We start from the raw sequence: 23751 nt of genomic DNA on the forward strand, positions 1-23751 counted from the left end.
GGCGGCAACCTGGTGGTGGTGGCCTCGGACGCCCCGATCGACGCTGATGGGTTGAGCACCGAGCTCGTCGAACGCGGCGTCGCGTGGGACGTCGTCACCGGCGCGGACCTCGACCGCTGGCTGGGCAACGCCCGGGTTCTGACCGACCAGTACGCGCCCGTCGACCAGCTCCTCACTCAGTACTAGCGCCCGACACTGGTCGGGCCTCGGAACGAGACCCCGCCAGCCCGACCGCGAAGATGACCAGACCGCCGACCGCGAGGGCAGCTCCGACGAAGCTCGGCGCGCGGTAGCCGAAGCCGGCCGCGATGACGATCGAGCCGAACCATGCGCCGAGGCCGTTGGCGATGTTGAGGGCCGAGTGGTTGAGTGCGACTCCGAGCATCTGGGCGTCGCCCGCCACGTGCATCAGCCTGACCTGCAGATTGATCGCCAGCACCGAGCCGAGAGCGCCCACGACCATGACCAGCGCGAACGCGGGCACGGCGAGCCCGGCGGCCAGGGCGAAGGCGACGAGAGTGGCGACGAGGACGGCGAACCCGGCGAGGACGGTTCGCTCGACGTCCCAGTCGGCGAGCCTCCCGGCGAGCCAGGTGCCGGCCACCGAGCCGACGCCGAAGGCGAACACGAAGGCGGGGATCGTGCCGCGGGACAGGTCCGTGACGTCGGTGACGACCGGGGCGATGTAGCTGTACATCGCGAACACGCCGCCGAAGCCGACCATGCCGGCGGACACGGCGAAGAGCACCTGCGGTCGACGCAGCGCCGTCAGCTCGGCCCGGACCGTCGCGTGCGGATTGCCGGGCTGATGCGGCACGAACAGCAGAATCAGGGACGCAGTGACGATGGTGAGGCCGAGCACCGCCCAGTACGCGCTACGCCAGCCGAGCTGCTGCCCCAGCACCGTGCCTGCCGGGACGCCGACGAGTGTGGCGACCGTGAGCCCCAGCATCACGCCACTGACCGCGCGACCGCGACGCTCGGGAGCGACGAGTGAGACCGCGACCAGCGACGCCACACCGAAGTACGCGCCGTGCGGCAGTCCGGAGATGAATCGCGCCGCCATGACCTCCCAGTAGCCGTGCGCGAGCGCGGTGATGGCGTTGCCGAGGCCGAGCGCCAGCACCAGCCCGATAGCGAGCTCACGCCGAGGCAGGCGGGCCGCCAGCGAGACGATCACCGGCGCACCGACCACCACACCGAAGGCATACGCACTGATGATGTGGCCCGTGGTGGGGATCGACTCGTCGATGCCGTCGGCGATGTCGGGCAGCAGGCCCATGGTGACGAACTCGGTGGTGCCGATCGCGAACCCACCGAGGGCGAGCGCGAGGATCGCCAGGCCGACGTGCGAGGTGCGGGCGCGCGGCATGGTCCGGAGCGAGGTCACCTCTGCGTCAAGTCGGCGAGTGAACCCGCTATTCCGCGCATGGGCCTGCGATGATCCGAGCATGAAGCGCCTGGTGATCTGCTGCGACGGGACGTGGAACCGGCCCGAGAACGAGAACGTCACCAACATCGAGAAGATCGCCCGCACGATCGAGATGGATCCCCTCCGCACCGACGGCATCCAGCAGCTCGTCCAGTACATCGGTGGCGTCGGCGCCAACTGGTACTGGGTCGACCGGATCCTCGGCGGGGCGTTCGGCCTCGGTCTCTTCGGCCACGTCTCCACCGCCTACCGGTTCCTGGCTCTCAACTACCAGCCGGGTGACCAGGTCTTCGTCTTCGGCTTCAGCCGAGGCGCCTTCACCGCGCGCAGCCTCGTCGGCATGCTCACCCGGGTGGGTCTCCTGACCCGTGAGGCGGTCATCGCCGACAAGCTGCCGGAGGCAGTGAACCGTTACCGCGGGCAGCCCCCGAAGGGGCGCTACTTCGGGTCGAGCAACGCCGAGTTCAGACGTGACCACTGCCAGATCGACATGCGCGTCGACTTCCTCGGGGTCTTCGACACGGTCGGTGCGCTCGGTGTCCCGGGTGCCTTCAGCCAGCGCCACACGTTCCACGACGTGAAGCTCTCCAAGCAGGTCGTCTGCGCTCGCCAGGCGCTCGCCATCGACGAGCGACGGATCAAGTTCGAACCCTGCCTGTGGGAGATCGAGGAGGAAGCCGACGACCCGGGGCGGGTCAGGCAGGTGTGGTTCGAGGGCGCACACTCCGACGTCGGCGGCGGATACGCCGCGACGGGGCTGTCGGACACCGCCCTGCTGTGGATGCTTCGCGAGGCGAACATGCAGGGCCTCGCGTTCGACTGGCCACTCCTCGCGACCTATCTCGAGAGCAACTCGCCGGCCGAGCGGCACAACTCGCTGAACATCGGCTACCAGGCGCTGAACCTGATCGGACTGCTGCGCAACCGCCTGGAGAAGAACCAGAACTTCCGCGGTAGCAGGCGGCGGCTCGACGGCGCCGACGCGCGTGACGTCCGGATCGCGTCATCGGCCCAGGAGCACTACGAGGCGAAGGAGGGCTACCGTCCGCCGAACATCGACTGGTTCAAGGAGGCCGGCGGGGGCGTCTGGTCCGAGGAGACGGTCGTGCCCGTGCTCGCACTGCCAGAACCGGCCGGACAGCTCGACGACCTGTTGGCCGAGGATCACATCGACCTCAACGCGGCCAACATCCCTCGCATGTCACGGTGACGCCAATGCGCCGCATCACCTTGGACGAGCGACGTGGGCGGCTCGGCGTCCGGCATGCCCTGGCCCCCGGCCACGGCGCCCCGAATGTCACCGATGCTGCTCGGGCGGTCGTGGCCCTACACGGCACCGACCCGGCCTCCACCGTCCTGTCGGCGCTGGCCCGCACGCCGGGCGCCACCACCGACGACGTTTCAGCAGCGCTCTACGACGACCGCAGCCTGGTCCGGGTCATCGCCTTCCGTCGCACCGTCTTCGCCGTGCCGCTCGACTTCGCCCCAGCGTGCTTCGCCGGCGCCGCCGACACGGTGGCTCGAAACGAGCGCAAGACGTTCCACAAGCTGCTCGTCGACAGCGGCGTCACCGACGACCCGGAGCCGTGGCTCGTGCGCGCCGAGGCAGCTGCCCTCGAGGTCGTCCTGGCCAACGACGAGGTCACGTCTGCCGACCTCGCAGCGGCCGATCCCATCCTCGCCACGCGTCTGGAGCTTGCGCCCGGCACGAAGTACGCCACCAACCAAGGGGTGGGCAGCCGGCTGCTGAATCTGTTGTCCGCGCAGGGTCACGTCGTCCGGGCCAGGCCGAAGGGTGGGTGGACGTCGACCCAGTTCCGATGGGTCGCCGTCGCGCGATGGGTGCCGGAGCTCGCCGAGCGCGTCGATCCCGTCGAGGCCACTACGCGAATCGCCCGCGACTGGCTGGGCGCCTACGGCCCGGCGAGCCCGGACGACCTGCAGTGGTGGACCGGCTGGACCAAGACGCGCATGCGCGCGGCCCTGGCCGGCCTCCACACGGTCGAGGTCGACCTGGACGGCCTGCCGGGCCTGATGCTCGGCGACGACGCGGAGCCCGTGACACCCGACCCGTGGGTCGCGCTGCTCCCGGCCCTCGACCCGTCCGCGATGGGATGGAAGCACCGTGCCTTCTGCCTCGGCCCGCACCGCGAGCAGCTCTATGACGTCAACGGCAACGCCGGGCCCACCGTCTGGGCGAACGGACGAGTCGTCGGTGGGTGGGCGCAGCGCGACGACGGCGAGGTCGTGGTCCGCCTGCTCGACGACGTCGGCAACGAGACCTCGACGCGCATCGACGAGCGCGGCGCGGCGCTCACCACGATGCTCGGTGACGTCCGGCTCAAGGCCCGCGCCCGCGGCTGGACGCCGGTCGAGCGCGACCTGCGGGCCTGATCGCTGTCACTCCAGCGCGTGGCGCAGCAATGCCGTGTTCGAGTCGGGAAGCTGCCGTGCCTCGGCCAGTCGGAGCGTGAAGGAGTCGTCGAACGGCAGGGCCATGACATCGCCGCCCGGCCCCGCGACGTAGCCATCGACGGTCATCAGGTTGCTGACGATCGCCTTGTTCATGCACCACGCCCCCGCTCGCCGGTCCACTGGAACTGGTTCATCGAAGGTACACCGCAACTACGGTGTGCCCATGCAGCCGACGCAGCCGGGCTGGTACTGGGACCCTAAGGGGATGCCGGGGCTGTTCCGGTGGTGGGACGGCGAGGGGTGGACCCAGCACGTCAGCGTCATCCGCAATGTGGGGGCCCCGCAACCGGGTCCGTCAGGCGCCCCCAGCGCTGACGGCCGGCTCCACGCCGGCGGCCTCTCCTGCTCGGTCCGCCCCGAGCCGTGGACGTGGTGCCCCGACTACCCGCACATCGACGACGCGATCGGCCAGCAGGTCGTCGTGGGTCACACGGCGCGCGGCGACTACATCGGGTGCGTGTTCATCGGAGGGGTTCCGGACGAGTACCTGGGCGGGGGGCTCGATGCCACCGGCAACGCATTCTCCTCGGCGATGCTCAGCACCTTCTACCCGGCCGAGTCACCGCACGACCCACCCGCGCCTGCGACCGGTGAGCTCGACGGACACGAGACATGGCGTCTCGTCGTGGCGCTCGACGTCAGGGACGACCACCTGGGATTCGCCCGCGAGGACGCGGTGTTCGTGCTCGTCGACCTTCCGGACCGTCCGGGCGTCCTCTACGCCAGCCTCCCGGATGTGCCGGACGTCTCGATGCCGTCCGCCGACGAGCTGATCGCCGACCTCGCTCTCGGCTGACCCGGGTCTACCGTGGGGTGATGATCACCGCCTGTCACACCCTCATCTACTCCGACGACGCCGAGGCGACGCGGGCGTTCTTCCGCGACGTCCTGCAGCTCCCGTCCGTCGAGGACGCCGGCTCCGGCACCGGCTGGCTGATCTTCCGTACCGGCCCGAGCGAGCTCGGAGTGCACCCGACCCGATCCGAGTACGAGGGACGCGTCTACGAGTCGCCGCGCCAGCACCTGATCTCGCTGCAGTGCGACGACGTCGAGGCCACCCGCGCCGAGCTCGAGGAGCGTGGCGCGGAGTTCACCAGTGGGATCCAGGACGAGGGCTACGGCCTGGTCACCACGATCGCCGTGCCAGGCGCCGACGACCTCATGCTCTACCAGCCGAAACACGCCCTCGCACTCGACGCCTGACGCCTGTCAGTCGAGCTGGGCGAGGATTTCGTTGAAGGTCTTGGACGGGCGCATGACGTCGGTCGCCTTGGCGTCGTCCGGGCGGTAGTAGCCGCCGATGTCGACCGGGGAGCCCTGGACGGCGAGCAGCTCGTCGGTGATCGCCTGCTCGCTCGACGCGAGGTCCTCGGCGATCTTCGCGAACGCCGCGGCCAGCTCGGCGTCGTCGGTCTGCTCGGCGAGCTCCTGCGCCCAGTAGAGCGCGAGGTAGAAGTGGCTGCCGCGGTTGTCGATCTCGCCGGCCTTGCGGCTGGGCGACCGGTTCTCGGCCAGGAACGTGCCGGTGGCGCGGTCAAGGGCGTCGCCGAGCAGCTGCGCGCGGGCGTTGTCGTCAAACGTGGCCAGGTGGTCGAGGCTGGCAGCCAGCGCGAGGAACTCACCGAGGCTGTCCCACCGCAGGTGGTTCTCCTTGACGAGCTGCTGGACGTGCTTGGGTGCCGAGCCGCCGGCGCCGGTCTCGAACAGCCCACCGCCGTTGATGAGCGGGACGACCGAGAGCATCTTGGCGCTGGTGCCGAGCTCGAGGATCGGGAAGAGGTCGGTGTTGTAGTCGCGCAGCACGTTGCCGGTGACCGAGATGGTGTCCTCGCCCTTGCGTATGCGCTCCAGCGAGAAGGCCGTGGCGTCGGCCGGCGACATGATCTCGATCTGCAAGCCGTCGGTGTCGAGCTCACTGAGGTACCGCTCCACCTTGGCGATCAGGTTGGCGTCGTGCGCGCGGGTGGAGTCGAGCCAGAACACGGCCGGCGTGCCCGAGGCGCGGGCCCGCGTGACGGCCAGCTCGACCCAGTTGCGGATCGGCACGTCCTTGGTCTGGCACGCGCGCCACACGTCACCCTGGCTCACGCTGTGCTCGAGGAGCACCCGCCCTGACTCGTCGACGACCTGCATGGTGCCGGCGGAGGTCATCTCGAAGGTCTTGTCGTGGCTGCCGTACTCCTGGGCGGCCTGCGCCATCAGGCCGACGTTGGACACCGAGCCCATCGTGCTCGGGTCGAACGCGCCGTTCGCCCTGCAGTCGTCGAGGACGACCTGGTAGATGCCGGCATAGCTGCTGTCGGGGATGACGGCCAGGGTGTCGGCCTCCTCGCCGCCCGGCCCCCACATGTGACCGGACGTGCGGATCATGGCCGGCATCGACGCATCGACGATGACGTCGCTCGGCACGTGCAGGTTGGTGATGCCCTTGTCGGAGTCGACCATCGCGAGCTCCGGCCCGTCGGCGATGCCCTGCTCGATCGCAGCCTTGATCTCGGCGCCGTTGGCCAGCCCGTCGAGCCCGGCGAGGATCGAGCCGAGTCCGTCGCTCGCGCTCAGGCCGGCAGCGACGAGGTCCTCGCCGTACCGCCCGAACACCTCGGGCAGAAACGCCTTGACGACGCGGCCGAAGATGATCGGGTCGGAGACCTTCATCATCGTGGCCTTCAGGTGCACCGAGAACAGCACGCCCTCGACCTTGGCGCGGGCGATCTGAACGGCGAGGAACGCGTCGAGCGCGGCCGCACGCATGACGGTGCTGTCGACGATCTCGCCGGTCAGCACCGGGAACGCCTCCTTGAGCACCGTGGTTGAGCCGTCGTCGGCGACGTGCTGGATCGTGAGCGTCGTGTCGGCCTCGATGACGACTGACTTCTCGTTGGACCGGAAGTCGTCGGCGCCCATCGAGGCCACGTTGGTCCTGGAGTCGCTGCTCCACTCCCCCATCGAGTGCGGGTGCGAACGCGCGTACTTCTTGACCGACGCCGGCGCGCGGCGATCGGAGTTGCCCTCGCGCAGCACCGGGTTGACGGCACTGCCCTTGACCTTGTCGTAGCGAGCCTTCACATCCTTGTCGTCGTCGGAAGTCGGGTTGTCCGGGTAGTCGGGGAGCGCGTACCCCTGCTTCTGCAGCTCGGCGATCGCCGCCTTGAGCTGTGGCGTGGAGGCGCTGATGTTCGGGAGCTTGATGATGTTGGCCTCGGGTGTCTTGGCCAGGTTGCCGAGCTCGGCCAGCGCGTCACCGATCTGCTGGTCGGCGGGGAGGCGATCGCCGAACTGGGCGATGATGCGGCCGCTCAGGGAGATGTCGCGTGTCTCGATCTCGACGCCGGCCGTCGACGCATACGCCTCGATGACCGGGAGGAAGGAGTACGTGGCCAACAGCGGCGCTTCGTCGGTGTGTGTGTAGATGATCGTGGCCATCCGGAGGGCCTTCCAGGAAACAAGCAGAGTCGACAAGAACAGGGTGCGAACTCAACGTATCGGAGCACCAATGCGGGGCTCGCGCGGCCTTATGCTCGCACTGCTCACATCTACGGGGAGACCACCATGTCCGAATCGACCGTGACTGAATCGACCATGACCGCGCGGCTCGGCGCCGAAGCTATGGGTACGTTCTGGCTCGTGCTCGGCGGGTGCGGCACCGCAGTGCTCGCCGGCGAGGACGTCGAAATTCTCGGCGTCGCGCTGGCCTTCGGCCTCACCGTGCTCACCGGCGCCTACGCGTTCGGGCACGTGTCCGGCGGCCATTTCAACCCGGCTGTTTCGGTGGGGCTCGCCACCGCCGGACGCTTCTCGTGGCGAGACGTGCCGTGGTACGCGGCCGCCCAGGTCGTGGGCGCGACCGTGGCCGCGACCGTGCTCTTCGTCATCGCCTCGGGCCGCAGCGGTTTCGACGCACAGGCCTCCGGATTCGCGTCCAACGGCTACGCAGAGCGCTCCCCCGGTGGCTACAGCCTGTTGGCCGTGCTGATCACCGAGATCGTGCTGACCGCGTTCTTCCTTTTCGTCATCCTCGGCGCCTCGGCCAAGCGCGCCGCGGTCGGGTTCTCCGGCCTCGCGATCGGTCTCGCGCTGACCCTCATCCACCTCATCAGCATCCCGGTGAGCAACACGTCGGTGAACCCGGCCCGCTCACTCGGTGTGGCCTGGTTCGCCGGACCCGACGCGCTGGTCCAGGTCTGGGCGTTCATCCTGGCGCCGTTGATCGGCGCAGCGATCGCCGGCATCAGCCACGCCTTCATCGTCGGCGAGCCCGACTGAGCTCGCCGACGTCGCGATCAGCCCAGGTCGAACCGGTCGAGCTCCATCACCTTGACCCATGCGGCGACGAAGTCCCGGACGAACTTCTCCTTCGCGTCGTCGCTCGCGTAGACCTCCGCGATGGCGCGAAGCTCGGAGTCCGAACCGAAGACCAGGTCGACCCGGCTTCCGGTCCACGTCTGGCCCGACGCGGTCGTGCCGGTGAAGGTCTCGGCGGCCTCGTCGGTCGGCGTCCACGTGGTGCCGATCTCGAGCAGGTTCACGAAGAAGTCGCTGGTCAGCGTGCCCGGCGCCGCGGTGAGAACGCCGAGGTCCGACCCGTCGTGGTTGGTCCCGAGGACTCGCATGCCGCCGACGAGGACCGTCATCTCCGGGGCGCTCAGGGTGAGCAGGTTGGCCTTGTCGAGCAGCAGGAACTCGGCCGGCAGCCGGCTGCCCTTGCCAAGGTAGTTGCGGAAACCGTCGGCGACCGGTTCGAGGTAGTCGAAGGACTCGACATCCGTCTGTTCCAATGTCGCGTCGACGCGACCCGGGGTGAAGGGAACGTCGATGTCGAGACCGGCGGCCTTGGCCGCCTGTTCGATGCCCACGCCGCCGGCGAGCACGATCAGATCGGCCAGGGAGATGGTCGCATCGGACGCCTCCCGGATTCCGTCCAGCGTGCGCAGCACGGTGGCCAGCTCGGCAGGGTTGTTCACCTCCCAGCCGCTCTGCGGCTCGAGGCGGATGCGAGCTCCGTTGGCTCCACCACGCTTGTCGCTGCCACGGAAGGTCGACGCCGAGGCCCACGCCGTCGTGACCAGCTGTGACACCGTGAGGTCCGACCCGGCGATCTGGGCCTTGAGCGAAGCGACGTCGTCGGCACCGACGAGCTCATGGTCGACGGCTGGGAGCGGGTCCTGCCAGATCAGAGTCTCGGACGGCACCTCCGGGCCGAGGTAGCGCACGATCGGCCCCATGTCGCGGTGGGTCAGCTTGAACCACGCACGAGCAAAGGCGTCGGCGAGCTCGTCCGGATTCTCCAGGAAGCGCCGCGAGATCGGCTCGTAGATCGGGTCGACCCGCAGTGCCAGGTCGGTGGTCAGCATCGTCGGAGCGTGGGTCAGCTTCGACGGGTCGCCGGCATCCGGCACGGTGCCGGCGCCGGCGCCATCCTTGGGCGTCCACTGATGGGCACTGGCCGGGCTCTTGGTCAGCTCCCACTCGTAGCCGAACAGGGTCTCGAAGAAGCTGTTGTCCCAAGTCACCGGCGTGTGGGTCCAGGTGCCCTCGAGGCCGCTCGTGATGGCGTCCACGCCCTTGCCGGAACGGAAGCTGTTCCTCCAGCCCAGGCCCTGCTCGTCGAGCGACGCGCCCTCGGGTTCGGCGCTGACGTGCTCCTCGGGATCGGCGGCACCGTGCGTCTTGCCGAAGGTGTGACCGCCGGCGATGAGTGCGACCGTCTCCACGTCGTTCATCGCCATGCGCCGGAACGTCTCGCGGATGTCGCGGGCCGCGGCGAGCGGGTCCGGGGTGCCGTTCGGCCCCTCGGGATTGACGTAGATGAGACCCATCTGGACCGCGCCGAACGGCTCCTCGAGCTCTCGGTCGCCGGAGTACCGCTCGTCGTCGAGCCATCCGGTTTCCGGGCCCCAGTAGACGTCCTCGTCGGGCTCCCAGACGTCCGCGCGCCCGCCGCCGAACCCGAAGGTCTTGAAGCCCATCGACTCCAGGGCGACGTTGCCGGTCAGGACCATCAGGTCGGCCCAGGAGAGCTTCTGGCCGTACTTCTTCTTGACCGGCCACAGCAACCGCCGGGCCTTGTCGAGGTTCTGGTTGTCAGGCCAGCTGTTCAGCGGGGCGAAGCGCTGCTGCCCGGCACCGGCGCCCCCGCGTCCGTCGCCGATCCGGTAGGTGCCGGCGCTGTGCCACGCCATCCGGATCATCAGGCCGCCGTAGTGGCCGAAGTCCGCGGGCCACCAGTCCTGCGACGTGGTGAGCACCTCTTCGATGTCCCGCTTCACGGTGGGCAGGTCGAGGCTGGTGAACGCCTCGGCATAGTCGAAGTCCGGACCGAGCGGATCCGCCACGTCCGGGTTCTTGGCGAGGATCTTCAGATTGAGGTTGTGCGGCCACCAGCCTCGATTTCCGCCCCCGGCAGTGGGGTGCGGGGCGCGATGCTCGACCGGGCGACTCTCTTCCTCTGGCTCCTCGGTGACGACTGGCTGATGATCCTCGGTCATGGGATTCCTCTCAGGGGGCACGGCGCGGCACGATCAACCGTAGCCACCATGACCGCCTCGTTCCAGACCCCATCCGATCGTCCATGCCCGCGACCCTTCGCACGATCGCCGTGCGCTAGTTTCGGGACGTTCCCCTCTCACCCAAGGAGCACCACGCCGTGAGCACCAAACCCGTCAAAGTCGCCGTCACCGGAGCGGCCGGCCAGATCGGCTACAGCCTCTTGTTCCGCATCGCCAGCGGTGCGCTGCTCGGCCCCGACACCCCCGTGCAGCTGCGTCTGCTCGAGATCACGCCGGCGCTCAAGGCGCTCGAAGGCGTCGTCATGGAACTCGACGACTGCGCCTTCACGACCCTCGACTCGGTCGAGATCGGCGACGACGCCAACCACATCTTCGACGGCGCCAACCTGGCCCTGCTGGTCGGCGCTCGCCCGCGCACCAAGGGCATGGAGCGCGGCGATCTTCTGGAGGCCAACGGAGCCATCTTCACGGCGCAAGGCAAGGCGCTCAACCAGGTCGCGGCCGACGACGTGCGGATCGGCGTCACCGGCAACCCGGCGAACACCAACGCGCTCATCGCGATGTCGAACGCGCCCGACATCCCGAAGGAGCGCTTCAGTGCTCTCACCCGTCTCGACCACAACCGAGCGATGTCGCAGCTGGCAGCCAGGACAGGCGCGGCGGTCGGCGACATCACGAAGATGACGATCTGGGGCAACCACTCGTCGACCCTGTACCCGGACCTGTTCCATGCCGAGATCGGCGGCCGCAACGCTGCCGAGGTCGTCGACGACCGGGCCTGGATCGAGAACGACTTCATCCCCACCGTCGCCAAGCGTGGTGCGGCCATCATCGAGGCGCGCGGTGCCTCGTCGGCCGCCTCGGCGGCGTCCGCCACCATCGATGCGGCCCGCGACTGGCTGACCAGCACGCCCGATGGCGACTGGGCCTCGATGGCCGTCGTCTCGGACGGCTCCTACGACGTGCCCGAGGGGCTCATCTACTCCTACCCCGTCACCACGTCGAACGGTGAATGGGAGATCGTCCAAGGCCTCGAGATCGACGAGTTCAGCCGCGGCAAGATGGATGCCACCGCCACCGAGCTCACCGAGGAGCGCGACGCCGTCACCAAGCTCGGCCTGATTTGAGGCTTGCCCTTTCGACAGGCTCAAGGGCCGATGCTTGCGGCAGCCCACGGTCCTTGAGCTTGTCGAAAGGACTCAACTGGGGCCCGGGGGCACGAGGAGGGCGAGCAGGCAGAGGCTGATGCCGAGCGTCGCGGTCCAGAACACGTCGAACGCCTTGCTGCGAACGCGGAGCATGCCGACGTGCTCGGCCGACACCACCACCCGCGCCAGCGCTCCGATCACGAAGGTCACGCCGACGACCATGAGCCCCGCGCGCCACGGGCCGCTGACCACCATCAGCAGGCCGATGGCCACCCCGACGAGCAACAGCAGGTAGAACTGCGAGCCGCGGCTGCGCGGCCAGATCAACTTCACGCGGCGGGGCCTCGGTCGGAGCCCTCCGCCAGGCGCTCCTCGGCGACCTCCACGACGTTGCTCAGCAGCATCGCGCGCGTCATCGGGCCGACGCCGCCCGGGTTGGGCGCCACCCATCCGGCGACGTCACGCACGGACGGGTGCACGTCGCCGACGATCTTGCCGCTCTCGTCACGGCTGACCCCCACGTCGAGCACGGCGGCGCCGGGCTTGACCATGTCGGCCGTGATGATGCCCGGTACCCCGGCGGCCGCGATGACGATGTCGGCGCGGCGCACCTCGGCGGCCAGGTCGCGGGTGCCGGTGTGGCACAGCGTGACGGTGGCGTTCTCGCTGCGCCGCGTGAACAGCAGCCCCAGCGGACGTCCGACCGTGATGCCCCGACCCACGACCACCACGTTCTGGCCGGCGATCTCGACGTCGTGGCGACGCAGCAGCTCCACAATGCCGCGTGGCGTGCAGGGCAGCGGCGCCCTCTTGCCGAGCACGAGCCATCCGAGGTTGGTCGGGTGCAGTCCGTCGGCGTCCTTGGCCGGGTCGATACGGCCGATGATCGCGTTGTCGTCGATGCCCGGTGGCAGTGGCAGCTGGACGATGTAGGTGGTGCAGGCCGGGTTGTCGTTCAGCTGGTCGACGGCCTTCTCGACCTCCTCCTGGGTGGCAGTCGCGGGCAGCTCCACGCGGATGGACTCCAGGCCGACCTCGGCGCAGTCCTGGTGCTTGGCATTGACGTACCAGCGGCTGCCGGGGTCGTCCCCGACCAGGATCGTGCCGAGACCGGGCACCACGCCGTGCTCGCGGAGAGCGGCCACTCGGGTGGTCAGGTCGGACTTGATCGCGGCTGCCACCGCCTTGCCGTCGAGGATCTGCGCCGTCACGGAAACGAGTCTGTCAGAGCCTTGTTGTTCCTCGGTTCTCGACGGGGCGCGGCGCATAGAATCCCCTATGGGGGCGGGCCACCCGAAAGTGGTACGAACGCACAGTTCGCCGATGGGAACGCCAATGGCCACACGAGCGCAGCTCGCCCAGGGGCGCAGCCGTCAGCGACGAGACCAGCTCTTGACGGCGGCGATCGAGCTGTTCGCCGAGGGCGGCACCCGCGCGGTCACCCATCGGGCGGTCGCCCGTCAGGCTGGGCTCCCCCCGGCCACCACCACGTACTACTTCGCCACCATCGAGGACTTGCTGCGCGAAGCCCTCGCGGCGCACATGCAGCAGTGGATCACCGACCTCGCGGCGTTGACCCAGCTGGATCTGCAGGGCTTCGGCAACGGGCTCGACGACGGGACGAATCTGGCGAGCCGGATCTTCAACGCGCGGACCCCCGAGGTGGCTGGGCTGCAGCTGTCGATCTTCCTCGCAGCCACCCGCGACCCTGCGCTGCGCGACACGGCCACCGAGGCGCTCAGGTCCTTCGAGCAGCTGGCGGTGCGGGTGCTGTCGCGCATGGGCGTCGAGGACCCGCAGCCCCTCGCTGCTGCGGTGATCGCTCTCATCGCCGGCACGGCCTTTCGACGGCAGAGCGACCAGTACACCGAGGCGGAGGAGGCGCTCCTGCTCGCGACGGCCGTCCGCGGTCTCGTCGCCGCCCACGTGCTGGGCGAGGACGCCGTCACGAACGTGCTGAAGGGCGCCTAGGAGCGCGTTGGAAGCGTATTGTCGGGCTGGCCACGAATCTTGGAGGATCCATGAGCACTCTTGTCCGCTTCACTCCCGCCAACCTGACGACAGAGAAGTACCAGGAGTCGCTCCGGCGGCTTGAGGAGGCCGGTTTGTGGCCTCATCCGGACGGCCTCGAGTTCCACGTCCTCTTCGGATCGGAAGGAAACCTGCGGGTCAGCGAAATCTGGGATTCCCAGGAGCAGATGGACGCGTATGGAGAGCGGCTGATGCCGATCCTGACCGAGGTCGGAATTGAGTTCTCGGGTGACCCGGAGATCATCGAGGTTCACAACATCTCCAAGCGTTAGATGGGCGCACCCGCTTCGCAGATCCTTCTGGGCCGCGTCTGCCAATTCCACGCGGCGTTCGGACGACCCCGCATCCCGCCTGACGGCGTCCTCGTCGGTCACCAGACGACCCGGTATGGCTTCCTCCTCGTCCTTGTCAGCCAGCCGCGGATGTCGCCCGGTCGCTCGCGCGAATTGACAGACACGGCCTAGTGGAAGAAGTGGCGGGTGCCGGTGAGGTACATCGTGATCCCGGCTGCCCGGACGGCTTCGATGACGGCGTCGTCGCGGACCGATCCGCCGGGCTGCACGATCGCACGCACACCGGCGGCGATGAGGATCTCTGCACCGTCGGGGAACGGGAAGAAAGCGTCGGACGCTGCGACCGCTCCCTGGGCCCTCTCCGCACCAGCTCGCTCGACGGCCAGACGGCAGGAGTCGACGCGGTTGACCTGACCCATCCCGACCCCGACCGACGCGCCGTCCTTGGCGAGCAGGATGGCGTTCGACTTGACGGCCCGCACCGCCGTCCAGGCGAAGGCGAGGTTGGCGAGCGTCTGTTCGTCGGCGGGCTCGCCGGCCGCCAGCGTCCAGGTCGACGGGTCGTCGCCCCCCTGGCCATCGAGTACCGCGTCGACGTGGTCGACCTGCTGGATCAGCACCCCACCGCTGATCGCACGGAGCTCGATCGGCTCCGGATGTGCCGATGCAGGGACACGCAGGATGCGGATGTTCTTCTTGCCCCGGAGCACCTCGAGCGCACCGGGCTCGTACTCGGGGGCGACGATCACCTCGGTGAACACCTCGGCCACCTGCTCGGCCATCGCCACCGAGACCGGACGGTTGGCTGCGATGACGCCGCCGAACGCCGACATTGGGTCGCAGGCATGCGCCCGGGCATGCGCCTGGGCGATGTCGTCGCCGATCGCGATGCCGCACGGGTTCGCGTGCTTGATGATGGCCACCGCCGGGGCGTCGAAATCGTGGGCCGCGCGGCGGGCGGCGTCGGTGTCGACGTAGTTGTTGTAGGACATCTCCTTGCCGTGCAGCTGCTCGGCGGTGGCCAGGCCGCCACGCCAGTTGCGATACAGGGCGGCCGGCTGGTGCGGGTTCTCGCCGTAGCGCAACACCGCGGCCTTGTCCCAGGTGGCACCGACGAAGTCGGGGAAGACCGAGCCGTCGTCCGGCACGGTGTAGCCCGAGGCGAACCACGAAGCCACGGCGACGTCGTAGGCGGCCGTGTGGGCGAACGCCTCGGCAGCGAGCTTCTTCCGCTGCTCCAGGGTGAAGCCACCGGTCGCCACGGCCTTGCGCACGTCGTCGTATCGGTCGGGCGAGACCACCACGGCGACGCTCGGGTGGTTCTTGGCCGCGGCGCGGACCATCGACGGCCCACCGATGTCGATCTGCTCGACGCACTCGTCGGGCGACGCTCCGGACATCACGGTGTCGAGGAACGGGTAGAGATTGACGACGACGAGGTCGAACGGCTCGACGTCGAGCTCGGCCAGCTGCGCCACGTGGGAGTCGAGCCGCAGGTCGGCCAGGATGCCGGCGTGGACGCGTGGGTGCAGCGTCTTGACGCGGCCGTCGAGACACTCCGGGAAGCCGGTGAGCTCCTCGACCGGTGTGACGGGCACCCCGGCGGCCTCGATGACCTTCGCGGTTGAACCGGTCGACACGATGGAGACACCGGCTCCGTGCAGGTCGCGGGCGAGGTCGTCGAGCCCGGTCTTGTCGTAGACCGACACGAGGGCGCGGCGCAGGGGGCGGGTTCCGGTGTCGGTCACGACGGCTCCTCAGGGTGCGGCTGGTGGTCGACGGCTTCGCGCACCAGGCGGCCGACCCACTCGACCAGCATGGCCCGCTCGCTGACCTTGATACGTTCGTGCAGCGTCTCGACGTCGTCGTCGTCCAGCACGGGCACCGGGACCTGGGCGATGATCGGCCCCGTGTCGACGCCGTCGTCGACCACGAACAGCGTCGCGCCGGTGACCTTGACGCCGTACTCCAGGGCATCGCGCGGGGCGGACGTCCCCGGGAACGACGGCAGCAGAGCCGGATGGGTGTTGATGGTGCGCCCACCGAACAGGCCCAGGAAGGCCGGGCCGACCAGCTTCATGAACCCGGCGAGCACCACGAGGTCGGGCTCGTGTGAGGCGACCGAGTCGGCGAGTGCGACGTCCCAGTCGACCCGGTCGTCGAACTCGGAGGTCTTGACGACGAAGGTGGGGATGCCGGCCCGTTCGGCCCGGCCGAGACCCTCGATGTCGTCGCGGTCGGCGCCCACGGCCACGATCTCGGCCCCGTAGTCAGGCCCCGTCGTCGGGTCGCTCGTCGCGTCGATCAGCGCTTGGAGATTGGTGCCAGAACCGGAGACGAGGACGACGAGACGAGCTGTCCGGCGACCGTTCTGTCGGCTGGGGGGCACGCTCGCCACGATAGTGCGCCAGCACCGCGCCGGCGGCACCGCCCACGGCCATCACGGGCACGGCGACGAGCAGCGGAGTGATGAAGGGCGGGCCCGCGTCGGCCATGCGTCCCGGACCGATTCCGCCGCCGGAGACAGAGACGGCCAGGCCCACGATGAAGCCGGCCAGGGCACCGGACGCGGTTCCGAGAATGACCCGGTCGAGGAGGGCACGCTCCGAATCTGCGTCCTTTTGGTCGTGAGTCGAGGTGTTCGCCGGAACCGGCACCATGCGGAAGCCGGCCACCACTCCGGCGAGAAGTGGGAGCAGTCCGAGCACGAACACCCACCCGTGGAACTCCCCCGGCGCCGGCAGAGCAGCCAGCGGCGGGAAGCCCGGAACGGCGCCCAGGTGCGAACCGGTGAGGTCGACGGAGGTGTCGGTGCCCAGGACGAACCCCGGACCGAGCAGCACCGACGTCGCCCACAGCACGAGTGTCGGAACGGCGAGCAAGCACGTGATCGCCAGCACCACCGTGCCCCCGGACCCCGGGTCGAGCATCGCCCACAGGTCGGCGGCCCGATCGAGCTGGACGACGAGCAGCACGACGACGAGCACCGCCGCCGATCCCAGCAGCGCCGCGGTACCCCACCACGCCCCACGCACGACGGCGCGGACGTCGAGGCGGTCGGTGAACCACAGCATCTCGGGACGGTCGTGCTTCAGGGACGCCCCGACGGCGGCGCCGATGCCGCCCACGACGAAGGCACCGAAGGCGGCACGGACCACGGACGTGTTGACGTCGCCGGTGTTGGTGACCGCCGAAAGCACGGCGGCCGCGACACCGTAGGAGCCGGCCACCGTGGCGGCGAATGGTCCGACCTCCTCGATCGGCTTTGCGACGACCCACCGCGCTGCCAGGGCGACGACCAGGACGCACAGCATCGTGGCCCCCAGGGGGATGAGTCCGATCGCCGTGCCCTCGACCTCCAGACCGGACCCGAGCGCGACCAGCCAGCCCTGCACGGCGGCGCGCAGCAGGCCGGCGACGGATGTGTCGCCCGCTCCCTGGGCGAGCAAGGTGGTGGCGCCGCTGACAGCGATCGCGAGGCACACGGCAAGCCCCGCGGTCAGGAATCCTGGCCTCAGGTCAGGGGTCGCGGGAGCCTCGGGCACCTTCTCATCCAACCTGTAAAGTTGGGCTGTTGCAGCCAGGCACGCCGGACGGCAGGAGGGAGAGCGGATGACTCGAGTCGACGAGTTCAACAGCTTCTACTCCTCGACCTCGGCCGCCGCCCTCAAGGCGACGTACGCCGTGTGCGGCGACCGCCAGGTCGCCTTCGACGCCACCGTCGACGCCTACCGGCGCGCGTGGCGAGACTGGACCAAGATCCGCGACCACCACCCGCTCGGGTGGGTCCGCAACGAGGCCTGGAAGCTCACGTCGATCAGTCGCTCCACGCATCCGCTGCGCCGCAAGCACGAGGAGGACGCAGACGTCCAGCTCCTCGAGGCGCTCGGAGAGCTGGCCGTCGACGACCGTCGCCTCATCGTGCTGCTCACGCTCGGGCAGATCGACCTGGAGGAGGCATCCCGCGAGGTCGGCATTCCGGCGCAGCAGGGCATCGAGGCCGTCACCGCGGCGCTGGAGCAGCTCGAGCGCAAGCTCGGGCAGTCGTTGGCGGAGATCGAGAAGCGCATGCACGGGCTCGGGTCCATCACCCGCCGGTTCGAGATGCCCTCCTCTGGCGTCATCCGCCACCGCGCGCAGGTCGGGCGTCGTCGCAACACGGTCCTGCTGGTCATGGCGGCGTTCGCGCTGGTCGCCGGCGGCGGATTCGCCGTCACCGATGGCGACGCCCTCGCGACCCGGGCCGACGTCCCCAAGCGCGAGAAGATCGGTGCCGAGAGCGCCGATCTCGTCCTCAAGGCGCAGGAGATCGGCACCGACGACCTCTTGACGATGACACAGGTCAAACGGCTCGGCCCCGAGAGCGCGTGGAGGGTCGTCGACACCGACGACAGCACCAAGTCCACCACCCCGTACGCCACCTGCCCGCCGAAGCGCTTCGCCAACGACGATCCGCTGAAGGCCTTCGTCCGCTCTTATGAGGTGGGTGGTGAGGGCGACGAGCGCGTCGCGCAGGCGATCGAGGTCTCACGGAGCGACGCCGCCGCGCAAGAGGCATACGAACGGCTCGTGAGCTGGTACGCCGACTGCTCCCATCCGCGCACCCAGCTCGTCGGGTCCTTCGTCGTGGAGCGGCCGTTCGGCGACTTCCGCATCCTGCAGCTGCGTTCGAACCGCTCCCCGGAGCGCACCTTCACCGTCGGGTTCAGTCAGTCCGGCACCGTGACCAGCACGTTGGTGCATGAGGTCGACGGCGGGACCGGCCCTGACGTCGATGACTTCGCCCGCACGCTGAACGACTCCGTCGCCAAGGTGTGCAAGGAGAGCGGCGGACGCTGTACCAACGACATCGAGGTCGTCGGAACCGACCCCCCTCGCACGTCCATGGCGCCCGAGTTCCTCGGCATCGTCGACCTCCCGCCGATCGCCGACATCGACAAGGTGTGGGTCGGCATCAGGCCCTTCCGGCCCAAGGTCAATCCGGCGACCACCCAGTGTGACTCCGCGAACTTCAGGGCCAAGTCGGTGCGCTCGACGCAGTCACGCGTCTTCGTCATCCCCGAGGCCCGAGAGCTGCCGCAGGCATTCGGGGTGGCCGAGACGGTCGGACGCTTTCGCTCCGACGGCGCCGCGAAGGACTTCGTCCAGAAGATCGAGCAGCGGGTCGCCGCATGCCCGGACGACAACCTGTCCGCCAACGTCGACGAGAAGACGGCGATCAAGGCCGGCGACGACCGCGGCACCGCCTGGCGCGTCGGCCTCGAGGTCAACAAGAAGTCCCGCGTCTTCTACCGCATGGCCATCGTGCGACACGGCTCAGACGTCGCGCAGGTGACGTTCACTCCCGCCGGCAAGTTCGACATCAACCAGAAGACGTTCGCCGCCCTCGCCAAGCGCGCCGCCCAGCGCCTCGTGTATCTGGAATGACCTGACCCTCGGTCAGAGGTTCTGCAGGATCTCCCGCATGAGGTCGGCGGTCTCGGACGGCGTCTTGCCGACCTTGACACCGGCGGCCTCGAGGGCCTCCTTCTTGGCCGCAGCCGTGCCCGAGGAGCCCGAGACGATGGCACCGGCGTGGCCCATCGTCTTGCCCTCGGGTGCGGTGAAGCCGGCCACGTAGCCGACGACCGGCTTGGTGACGTTCTCCTTGATGAACTCGGCCGCGCGCTCCTCGGCGTCGCCGCCGATCTCGCCGATCATCACGATCGCCTTCGTGTCGGGATCAGCCTCGAACGCCTCGAGCGCATCGATGTGCGTGGTGCCGACGACCGGGTCGCCGCCGATGCCGATCGACGTTGAGAAGCCGAAGTCGCGCAGCTCGAACATCATCTGGTAGGTCAGCGTGCCCGACTTGGACACCAGCCCGATCGGGCCCTTGCCGGCGATCGTGGCCGGCGTGATGCCCGCGAGCGCCTCGCCGGGCGTGATGACGCCAGGGCAGTTGGGGCCGATGATGCGGGTCTTCTTGCCCTGGGCGTGGGCCCAGAACTCGGCGGTGTCCTGCACCGGGACGCCCTCGGTGATGATCACCAGCAGGCCGATGCCCGCGTCGATGGCCTCGATGACGGCATCCTTGGTGAAGGCCGGTGGCACGAAGGCGACGGAGGTGTCGGCGCCGGTCTGCTCCATCGCTTCCTCAACGGTACCGAACACGGGCAGCTCGACCTCGTTGCCGTCGGCGTCGGTGTGCGTGACGGTGGTGCCGGCCTTGCGGGCGTTGACACCGCCGACGATGGTGGTGCCGGCCTTGAGCATCAGGGCGGTGTGCTTGGTGCCTTCACCGCCGGTGATGCCCTGGACGATGACCTTGGAGTCTGAGCTGAGATAGATCGACATCGTCCGTCCCTAAATGTTCGCGAGCTCGGCGGCCTTGTCGGCCGCGCCGTCCATGGTTTCGACGAGGGTCACGAGGGGATGGTTCCGGTCCTCGAGGATCCGACGTCCTTCGTCCACCGCGTTGCCGTCCAGCCGGACGACGAGCGGCTTGGTGGCGGTGTCGCCGAGGAGATCCAGCGCACCGACGATGCCGTTGGCCACGGCGTCGCATGACGTGATGCCGCCGAAGACGTTGACGAACACCGCCTTGACCTGGTCGTCGCCGAGGATGACGTCGAGGCCGTCGGCCATGACCTGCGCCGAGGCGCCGCCGCCGATATCGAGGAAGTTGGCGGGCTTGACGCCCCCATGCGCTTCACCGGCGTACGCGACGACGTCGAGCGTGCTCATGACGAGTCCGGCGCCGTTGCCGATGATGCCGACCGCGCCGTCGAGCTTGACGTAGTTGAGGCCCTTCTCCTTGGCCTTCGCCTCGAGCGGGTCGGCGGCGGCCTTGTCCTCGAACCTGGCGTGGTCCTCGTGACGGAAGTCGGCGTTGTCGTCGAGCGAGACCTTGCCGTCGAGCGCCTCGAGCACGTCGCCCTCGAGACGAGCGAGCGGGTTGACCTCGACGAGGGTGGCGTCCTCCTCGACGAACACCGTCCACAGGGCGCGCACCATGGTGACGGCCTGGTCGGTGAGCTCCTCGGGGAACTTGGCCTCAGCGACGATCTCGCGCGCCTTCGCCTCGTCGACGCCGGAACCGGGATCGATCGGGATCTTCTTGACGGCGTCGGGATTGGTCTTGGCGACCTCCTCGATCTCCACGCCACCCTCGACGCTGGCGATGCAGAGGTAGCGACGGTTCGCGCGGTCGAGCAGGTAGGAGAAGTAGTACTCCTCCTCGATGCTGGCTCCGGGAGCGATGAGAACCCGTTTGACCGTGAGGCCTTTGATCTGCATACCGAGGATCGCCTGTGCGTGCTCGTAGGCCTCGTCGGGGGTCTTGGCCAGCTTGACGCCACCGGCCTTTCCGCGGCCGCCGGCCTTCACCTGGGCTTTGACGACGACGACGCCGAGCTGCTCGGCAGCAGCCCTCGCCTTGTCGGGCGTGGTGGCGACGATGCCCTCGGTGACGGCGACGTCGTGCTTGGCGAACAGCTCCTTCGCCTGGTACTCCATCAGATCCACGATGACGTCCGTTCTCCGGCGGGGGGTGAGAAAATGAGCGTTCGTGACTCTAGCCGTTCGCGACCCGTTCAACATCTCCGGGTCGGTTGCACCGTTTCGTGACACCGGTACTGTCACGAACGGAATCTGAACCCGAGCCGAAGCCACCCATGAACGCCACCCGAGTCGCCACCGCCGACGTCGAGCTCAGCCTGCAGGTCAGCGGGCCGGACGACGGTCCTCTCGCGTTGCTCGTGCATGGGTTCCCCGACAACCGCAGGGTGTGGGACCGCGTCGTCGACGACCTCGAGCGCGACCACCGTGTGGCGAGCTACGACGTGCGCGGCGCCGGCGAGTCTTCCGCACCCGCGTCGCGGGCCGGATACAAGGTGAGCCGCCTGATCGACGACCTGATCGCCGTTCTCGAGCAGGTCGCGCCCGACGGGCGACCCGTCCACCTCGTCGGTCACGACTGGGGCTCGATCCAGCTCTGGGGCGCCGTGATGCGGGAGTCCACCGACGCACGACTGCGTGGCCGGCTCGCATCCTTCACGTCGATCAGCGGCCCTGGCGTGGACCTGTACGCCCATTTCTTTCGCCAAGGGATACGGCGTCGACGCTTCGGCACCGTCGGTCGCCAGCTCCTGCACTCCTGGTACGTCGGCGCCTTTCAGCTGCCCGTCGTCCCCGAGGTCGTCATCAAGCGTCTGGGCGGGCGGATCCGCGCCGGCCTGGAGAAGCAACAGCAGCTGCCGGACAGTCACTGGGACGACGACACGTTCCGCTCGGATGCCCGCCACGGACTCAACCTCTACCGCGTCAATCGACCGACCTTCCGGCGGTCGACGACGGCAGTCCCGGTGCAGCTGATCGTGCCCACCAAGGACGCTTTCCTCATTCCAGCCGTCTACGACGACATCGAGACGTTCGCACCCGACCTGCGACGCCTCGACGTGGTGGCCAACCACTGGATCGTGCAGACGCAGCCGCACGTGGTGTCCGATGCCGTGCGGGCGTTCGTCGAGGACATCGAGCGACGCTGATAGCGATCACTCACTTACCGAGCGAACCGTGACGTTGCGCGCCCCATGCTCGTTGAGCCACCTATGCAGTTGCGATGCCATGCTCGCATCGCCGACGACCACCTCTATCGCGTCCTCGGCGATCACGGCGTTGCCCAATGCGCCCACGTCCAGGTCACACCCGAGCAAGACGTCTTCCTGGCCGGCGTCGCGCAGTTGCCGGGCAACGATGCCCGCGTCGTCGGCGTCCGCGATGCCACCCACCACGATGCGACGCCTGGCCATGGAACGAGTGTGCAGGATTTTCGCGTGAGTGCCCTCACACCCGGCCGCTCAAATTCGCCCCGAGCACGGCATTCAGACTCTCGTCGAGTTGACGTTACTCGCCAGTCCCCTAGACTCGACCGAGTTCCTTGCTCTCCACCCAAGAGGATTTCTGCGTGAGTTCGTCTGCGCCCAAACGCCGACTGGACGTACGCCAACCGACCCAACAACGGTCCAATGGCAGGCGAGCGACCACCCGTCGCCGCCGCAAGTCGTTTCGTCCCACACCCGCCATGGCCGGCGCCTTTGCGCTGGTCGTTGCAGGTATCGGCTCCTCGATGCTGTCCTCGCACACCGACCGGGATGTGCTGAGCAACAACTACCAGACCATCTCGGCCAACTACACCGGTGCCGAGGGCGAAGCCGGCGCCGGTGCCACCGTCGACGTCAGCCGTCGTTTCGACCGTGAGCTGCTCGAGAAGCAGGCCAAGGAGCAGGTCGCACAGCGCGCCATCGCACTCAAGAACCTGCAGGCCAAGACCCAGGAGCGCGCCAACGCGCTCAAGCAGAACCAGTGGGTCCTCCCCGTCACCGGCTACCGCATGTCGGCCCAGTTCGGCGCCCAGAGCTCGCTGTGGTCGAGCGGCATGCACACCGGGGTCGACATGTCCGGTCCGTCCGGTTCCACGATCGTCTCGGTCGCGGCAGGCACCGTCACCTTCACCGGCTACGAAGGTTCCTACGGCAACAAGACGGTCATCACGCTGCAGGACGGCACCGAGGTCTGGTACGCCCACCAGAGCCGCAGCGCGGTCTCAACCGGCGACAAGGTCGATCCCGGCCAGGTCATCGGCTACACCGGGTCCACGGGCAACACCACCGGCCCGCACCTGCACCTCGAGATCCACCCGGGAGGCGGCGACGCCGTCGACCCCGTCCCGGTGCTCCAGCAGCACGGCGTCAATCCCTGACGCCTGCTCTCGGTCTTCGCGAAATGTGACGTCCAGGGCCTCATAGCCGGGTCGACACGCCCTCCACGTCACTAGTCCTGGGCCACTCTGTCCACAGGCGACGACCACGGGCAAGCTCTCGGAG

Annotated in this window: 23 protein-coding genes and 1 pseudogene; 12 read left to right on the forward strand and 12 right to left on the reverse strand. The window is 68.7% G+C overall.

Annotation, left to right across the window (positions count from 1 at the left end):
* Positions 1-186, forward strand: a pseudogene (locus ACRDPN_RS07470) (fused MFS/spermidine synthase); the annotation flags it as partial.
* Here the strand turns inward: ACRDPN_RS07470 and ACRDPN_RS07475 are convergent.
* Positions 173-1390: an MFS transporter gene (locus ACRDPN_RS07475; protein ID WP_431446757.1), complete on the reverse strand. Its 1218-nt coding sequence runs from the start codon at positions 1388-1390 to the stop codon at positions 173-175. The pseudogene ACRDPN_RS07470 and the gene ACRDPN_RS07475 overlap by 14 nt on opposite strands.
* A 61-nt stretch (positions 1391-1451) precedes the next feature.
* On the opposite strand from ACRDPN_RS07475, the gene ACRDPN_RS07480 reads away from it, so the two are divergent.
* Both ACRDPN_RS07480 and ACRDPN_RS07485 read left to right on the forward strand, forming a co-directional pair.
* Positions 1452-2642, forward strand: a complete 1191-nt coding sequence (locus ACRDPN_RS07480) for a DUF2235 domain-containing protein (RefSeq protein WP_431446758.1) — start codon at positions 1452-1454, stop codon at positions 2640-2642.
* Between the two features lie 5 nt (positions 2643-2647).
* Entirely contained in the window at positions 2648-3826 is a 1179-nt protein-coding gene (locus tag ACRDPN_RS07485) for a winged helix DNA-binding domain-containing protein (RefSeq protein ID WP_431446780.1), read from the forward strand.
* Positions 3827-3832: 6 nt separating this feature from the next.
* Here ACRDPN_RS07485 and ACRDPN_RS07490 read toward each other — a convergent pair whose 3' ends face one another.
* Positions 3833-4000 carry a hypothetical protein gene (locus tag ACRDPN_RS07490; protein ID WP_431446759.1) on the reverse strand — a complete coding sequence of 56 codons (168 nt, stop codon included), beginning with the start codon at positions 3998-4000 and terminating at the stop codon, positions 3833-3835.
* 70 nt (positions 4001-4070) lie between these two features.
* On the opposite strand from ACRDPN_RS07490, the gene ACRDPN_RS07495 reads away from it, so the two are divergent.
* Together ACRDPN_RS07495 and ACRDPN_RS07500 are read left to right on the forward strand one after the other, a co-directional pair.
* A complete protein-coding gene (locus ACRDPN_RS07495) occupies positions 4071-4703 on the forward strand; it encodes a DUF2510 domain-containing protein (protein ID WP_431446760.1) in 633 nt (210 codons plus the stop codon).
* 20 nt (positions 4704-4723) lie between these two features.
* On the forward strand, positions 4724-5110 hold the full coding sequence (locus tag ACRDPN_RS07500; protein WP_431446761.1) for a VOC family protein: 387 nt from the start codon (positions 4724-4726) through the stop codon (positions 5108-5110).
* A 6-nt stretch (positions 5111-5116) separates the two neighbouring features.
* Here the strand turns inward: ACRDPN_RS07500 and ACRDPN_RS07505 are convergent, their stop codons facing one another.
* The gene (locus ACRDPN_RS07505; RefSeq protein ID WP_431446762.1) at positions 5117-7330 is read right to left on the reverse strand and encodes an NADP-dependent isocitrate dehydrogenase; all 2214 of its coding nucleotides are present in this window, start codon (positions 7328-7330) and stop codon (positions 5117-5119) included.
* A 126-nt stretch (positions 7331-7456) separates the two neighbouring features.
* Here ACRDPN_RS07505 and aqpZ point away from each other — a divergent pair, with 126 nt between their 5' ends.
* Positions 7457-8170 (forward strand): aquaporin Z, encoded by a 714-nt coding sequence (gene aqpZ / locus ACRDPN_RS07510; RefSeq protein WP_431446763.1) that lies wholly within the window; start codon positions 7457-7459, stop codon positions 8168-8170.
* A gap of 17 nt (positions 8171-8187) precedes the next feature.
* Here the strand turns inward: aqpZ and katG are convergent, their stop codons facing one another.
* Positions 8188-10392 (reverse strand): catalase/peroxidase HPI, encoded by a 2205-nt coding sequence (gene katG / locus ACRDPN_RS07515; protein WP_431446764.1) that lies wholly within the window; start codon positions 10390-10392, stop codon positions 8188-8190.
* 158 nt (positions 10393-10550) lie between these two features.
* Between katG and ACRDPN_RS07520 the strand changes: the two genes are divergently transcribed.
* Positions 10551-11540: a malate dehydrogenase gene (locus tag ACRDPN_RS07520; protein WP_431446765.1), complete on the forward strand. Its 990-nt coding sequence runs from the start codon at positions 10551-10553 to the stop codon at positions 11538-11540.
* 72 nt (positions 11541-11612) lie between these two features.
* Here the strand turns inward: ACRDPN_RS07520 and ACRDPN_RS07525 are convergent, their stop codons facing one another.
* Together ACRDPN_RS07525 and ACRDPN_RS07530 are read right to left on the reverse strand one after the other, a co-directional pair.
* Positions 11613-11894: a DUF3017 domain-containing protein gene (locus ACRDPN_RS07525; protein WP_431446766.1), complete on the reverse strand. Its 282-nt coding sequence runs from the start codon at positions 11892-11894 to the stop codon at positions 11613-11615.
* Positions 11891-12772 (reverse strand): bifunctional methylenetetrahydrofolate dehydrogenase/methenyltetrahydrofolate cyclohydrolase, encoded by an 882-nt coding sequence (locus tag ACRDPN_RS07530; protein ID WP_431446767.1) that lies wholly within the window; start codon positions 12770-12772, stop codon positions 11891-11893. The genes ACRDPN_RS07525 and ACRDPN_RS07530 overlap by 4 nt, the downstream gene beginning before the upstream one ends.
* A gap of 112 nt (positions 12773-12884) precedes the next feature.
* On the opposite strand from ACRDPN_RS07530, the gene ACRDPN_RS07535 reads away from it, so the two are divergent.
* Both ACRDPN_RS07535 and ACRDPN_RS07540 read left to right on the forward strand, forming a co-directional pair.
* Positions 12885-13532 carry a TetR/AcrR family transcriptional regulator gene (locus ACRDPN_RS07535; protein ID WP_431446768.1) on the forward strand — a complete coding sequence of 216 codons (648 nt, stop codon included), beginning with the start codon at positions 12885-12887 and terminating at the stop codon, positions 13530-13532.
* A gap of 50 nt (positions 13533-13582) precedes the next feature.
* Positions 13583-13864 (forward strand): hypothetical protein, encoded by a 282-nt coding sequence (locus tag ACRDPN_RS07540; RefSeq protein WP_431446769.1) that lies wholly within the window; start codon positions 13583-13585, stop codon positions 13862-13864.
* A gap of 188 nt (positions 13865-14052) precedes the next feature.
* Here the strand turns inward: ACRDPN_RS07540 and purH are convergent, their stop codons facing one another.
* From purH to ACRDPN_RS07555, 3 genes are read right to left on the reverse strand one after another with little or no spacing between them, the layout of a single operon-like run.
* Positions 14053-15633, reverse strand: a complete 1581-nt coding sequence (gene purH, locus ACRDPN_RS07545) for a bifunctional phosphoribosylaminoimidazolecarboxamide formyltransferase/IMP cyclohydrolase (RefSeq protein WP_431446771.1) — start codon at positions 15631-15633, stop codon at positions 14053-14055.
* Entirely contained in the window at positions 15630-16274 is a 645-nt protein-coding gene (purN, locus tag ACRDPN_RS07550; RefSeq protein WP_431446772.1) for a phosphoribosylglycinamide formyltransferase, read from the reverse strand. The genes purH and purN overlap by 4 nt, the downstream gene beginning before the upstream one ends.
* Positions 16156-17430 carry a cell division protein PerM gene (locus ACRDPN_RS07555; protein WP_431446773.1) on the reverse strand — a complete coding sequence of 425 codons (1275 nt, stop codon included), beginning with the start codon at positions 17428-17430 and terminating at the stop codon, positions 16156-16158. Before ACRDPN_RS07555 ends, purN begins: the two co-directional genes overlap by 119 nt.
* Positions 17431-17497: 67 nt before the next feature.
* On the opposite strand from ACRDPN_RS07555, the gene ACRDPN_RS07560 reads away from it, so the two are divergent.
* Positions 17498-19312: a hypothetical protein gene (locus ACRDPN_RS07560; protein WP_431446774.1), complete on the forward strand. Its 1815-nt coding sequence runs from the start codon at positions 17498-17500 to the stop codon at positions 19310-19312.
* A gap of 12 nt (positions 19313-19324) precedes the next feature.
* Here ACRDPN_RS07560 and sucD read toward each other — a convergent pair whose 3' ends face one another.
* Together sucD and sucC are read right to left on the reverse strand one after the other, a co-directional pair.
* Positions 19325-20221 carry a succinate--CoA ligase subunit alpha gene (gene sucD, locus ACRDPN_RS07565; RefSeq protein WP_431446775.1) on the reverse strand — a complete coding sequence of 299 codons (897 nt, stop codon included), beginning with the start codon at positions 20219-20221 and terminating at the stop codon, positions 19325-19327.
* Between the two features lie 9 nt (positions 20222-20230).
* Positions 20231-21391 (reverse strand): ADP-forming succinate--CoA ligase subunit beta, encoded by a 1161-nt coding sequence (gene sucC, locus ACRDPN_RS07570; RefSeq protein ID WP_431446776.1) that lies wholly within the window; start codon positions 21389-21391, stop codon positions 20231-20233.
* 149 nt (positions 21392-21540) lie between these two features.
* Between sucC and ACRDPN_RS07575 the strand changes: the two genes are divergently transcribed.
* Positions 21541-22413: an alpha/beta fold hydrolase gene (locus ACRDPN_RS07575; RefSeq protein WP_431446777.1), complete on the forward strand. Its 873-nt coding sequence runs from the start codon at positions 21541-21543 to the stop codon at positions 22411-22413.
* 6 nt (positions 22414-22419) lie between these two features.
* Here ACRDPN_RS07575 and ACRDPN_RS07580 read toward each other — a convergent pair whose 3' ends face one another.
* Complete coding sequence (locus ACRDPN_RS07580; protein ID WP_431446778.1) at positions 22420-22677, reverse strand: hypothetical protein; 258 nt, start codon at positions 22675-22677, stop codon at positions 22420-22422.
* Between the two features lie 272 nt (positions 22678-22949).
* On the opposite strand from ACRDPN_RS07580, the gene ACRDPN_RS07585 reads away from it, so the two are divergent.
* On the forward strand, positions 22950-23627 hold the full coding sequence (locus ACRDPN_RS07585) for a M23 family metallopeptidase (protein WP_431446779.1): 678 nt from the start codon (positions 22950-22952) through the stop codon (positions 23625-23627).
* Positions 23628-23751 lie beyond the last annotated feature (124 nt).

This window comes from Aeromicrobium sp., from assembly GCF_050700635.1.
Lineage (GTDB): Bacteria > Actinomycetota > Actinomycetes > Propionibacteriales > Nocardioidaceae > Aeromicrobium.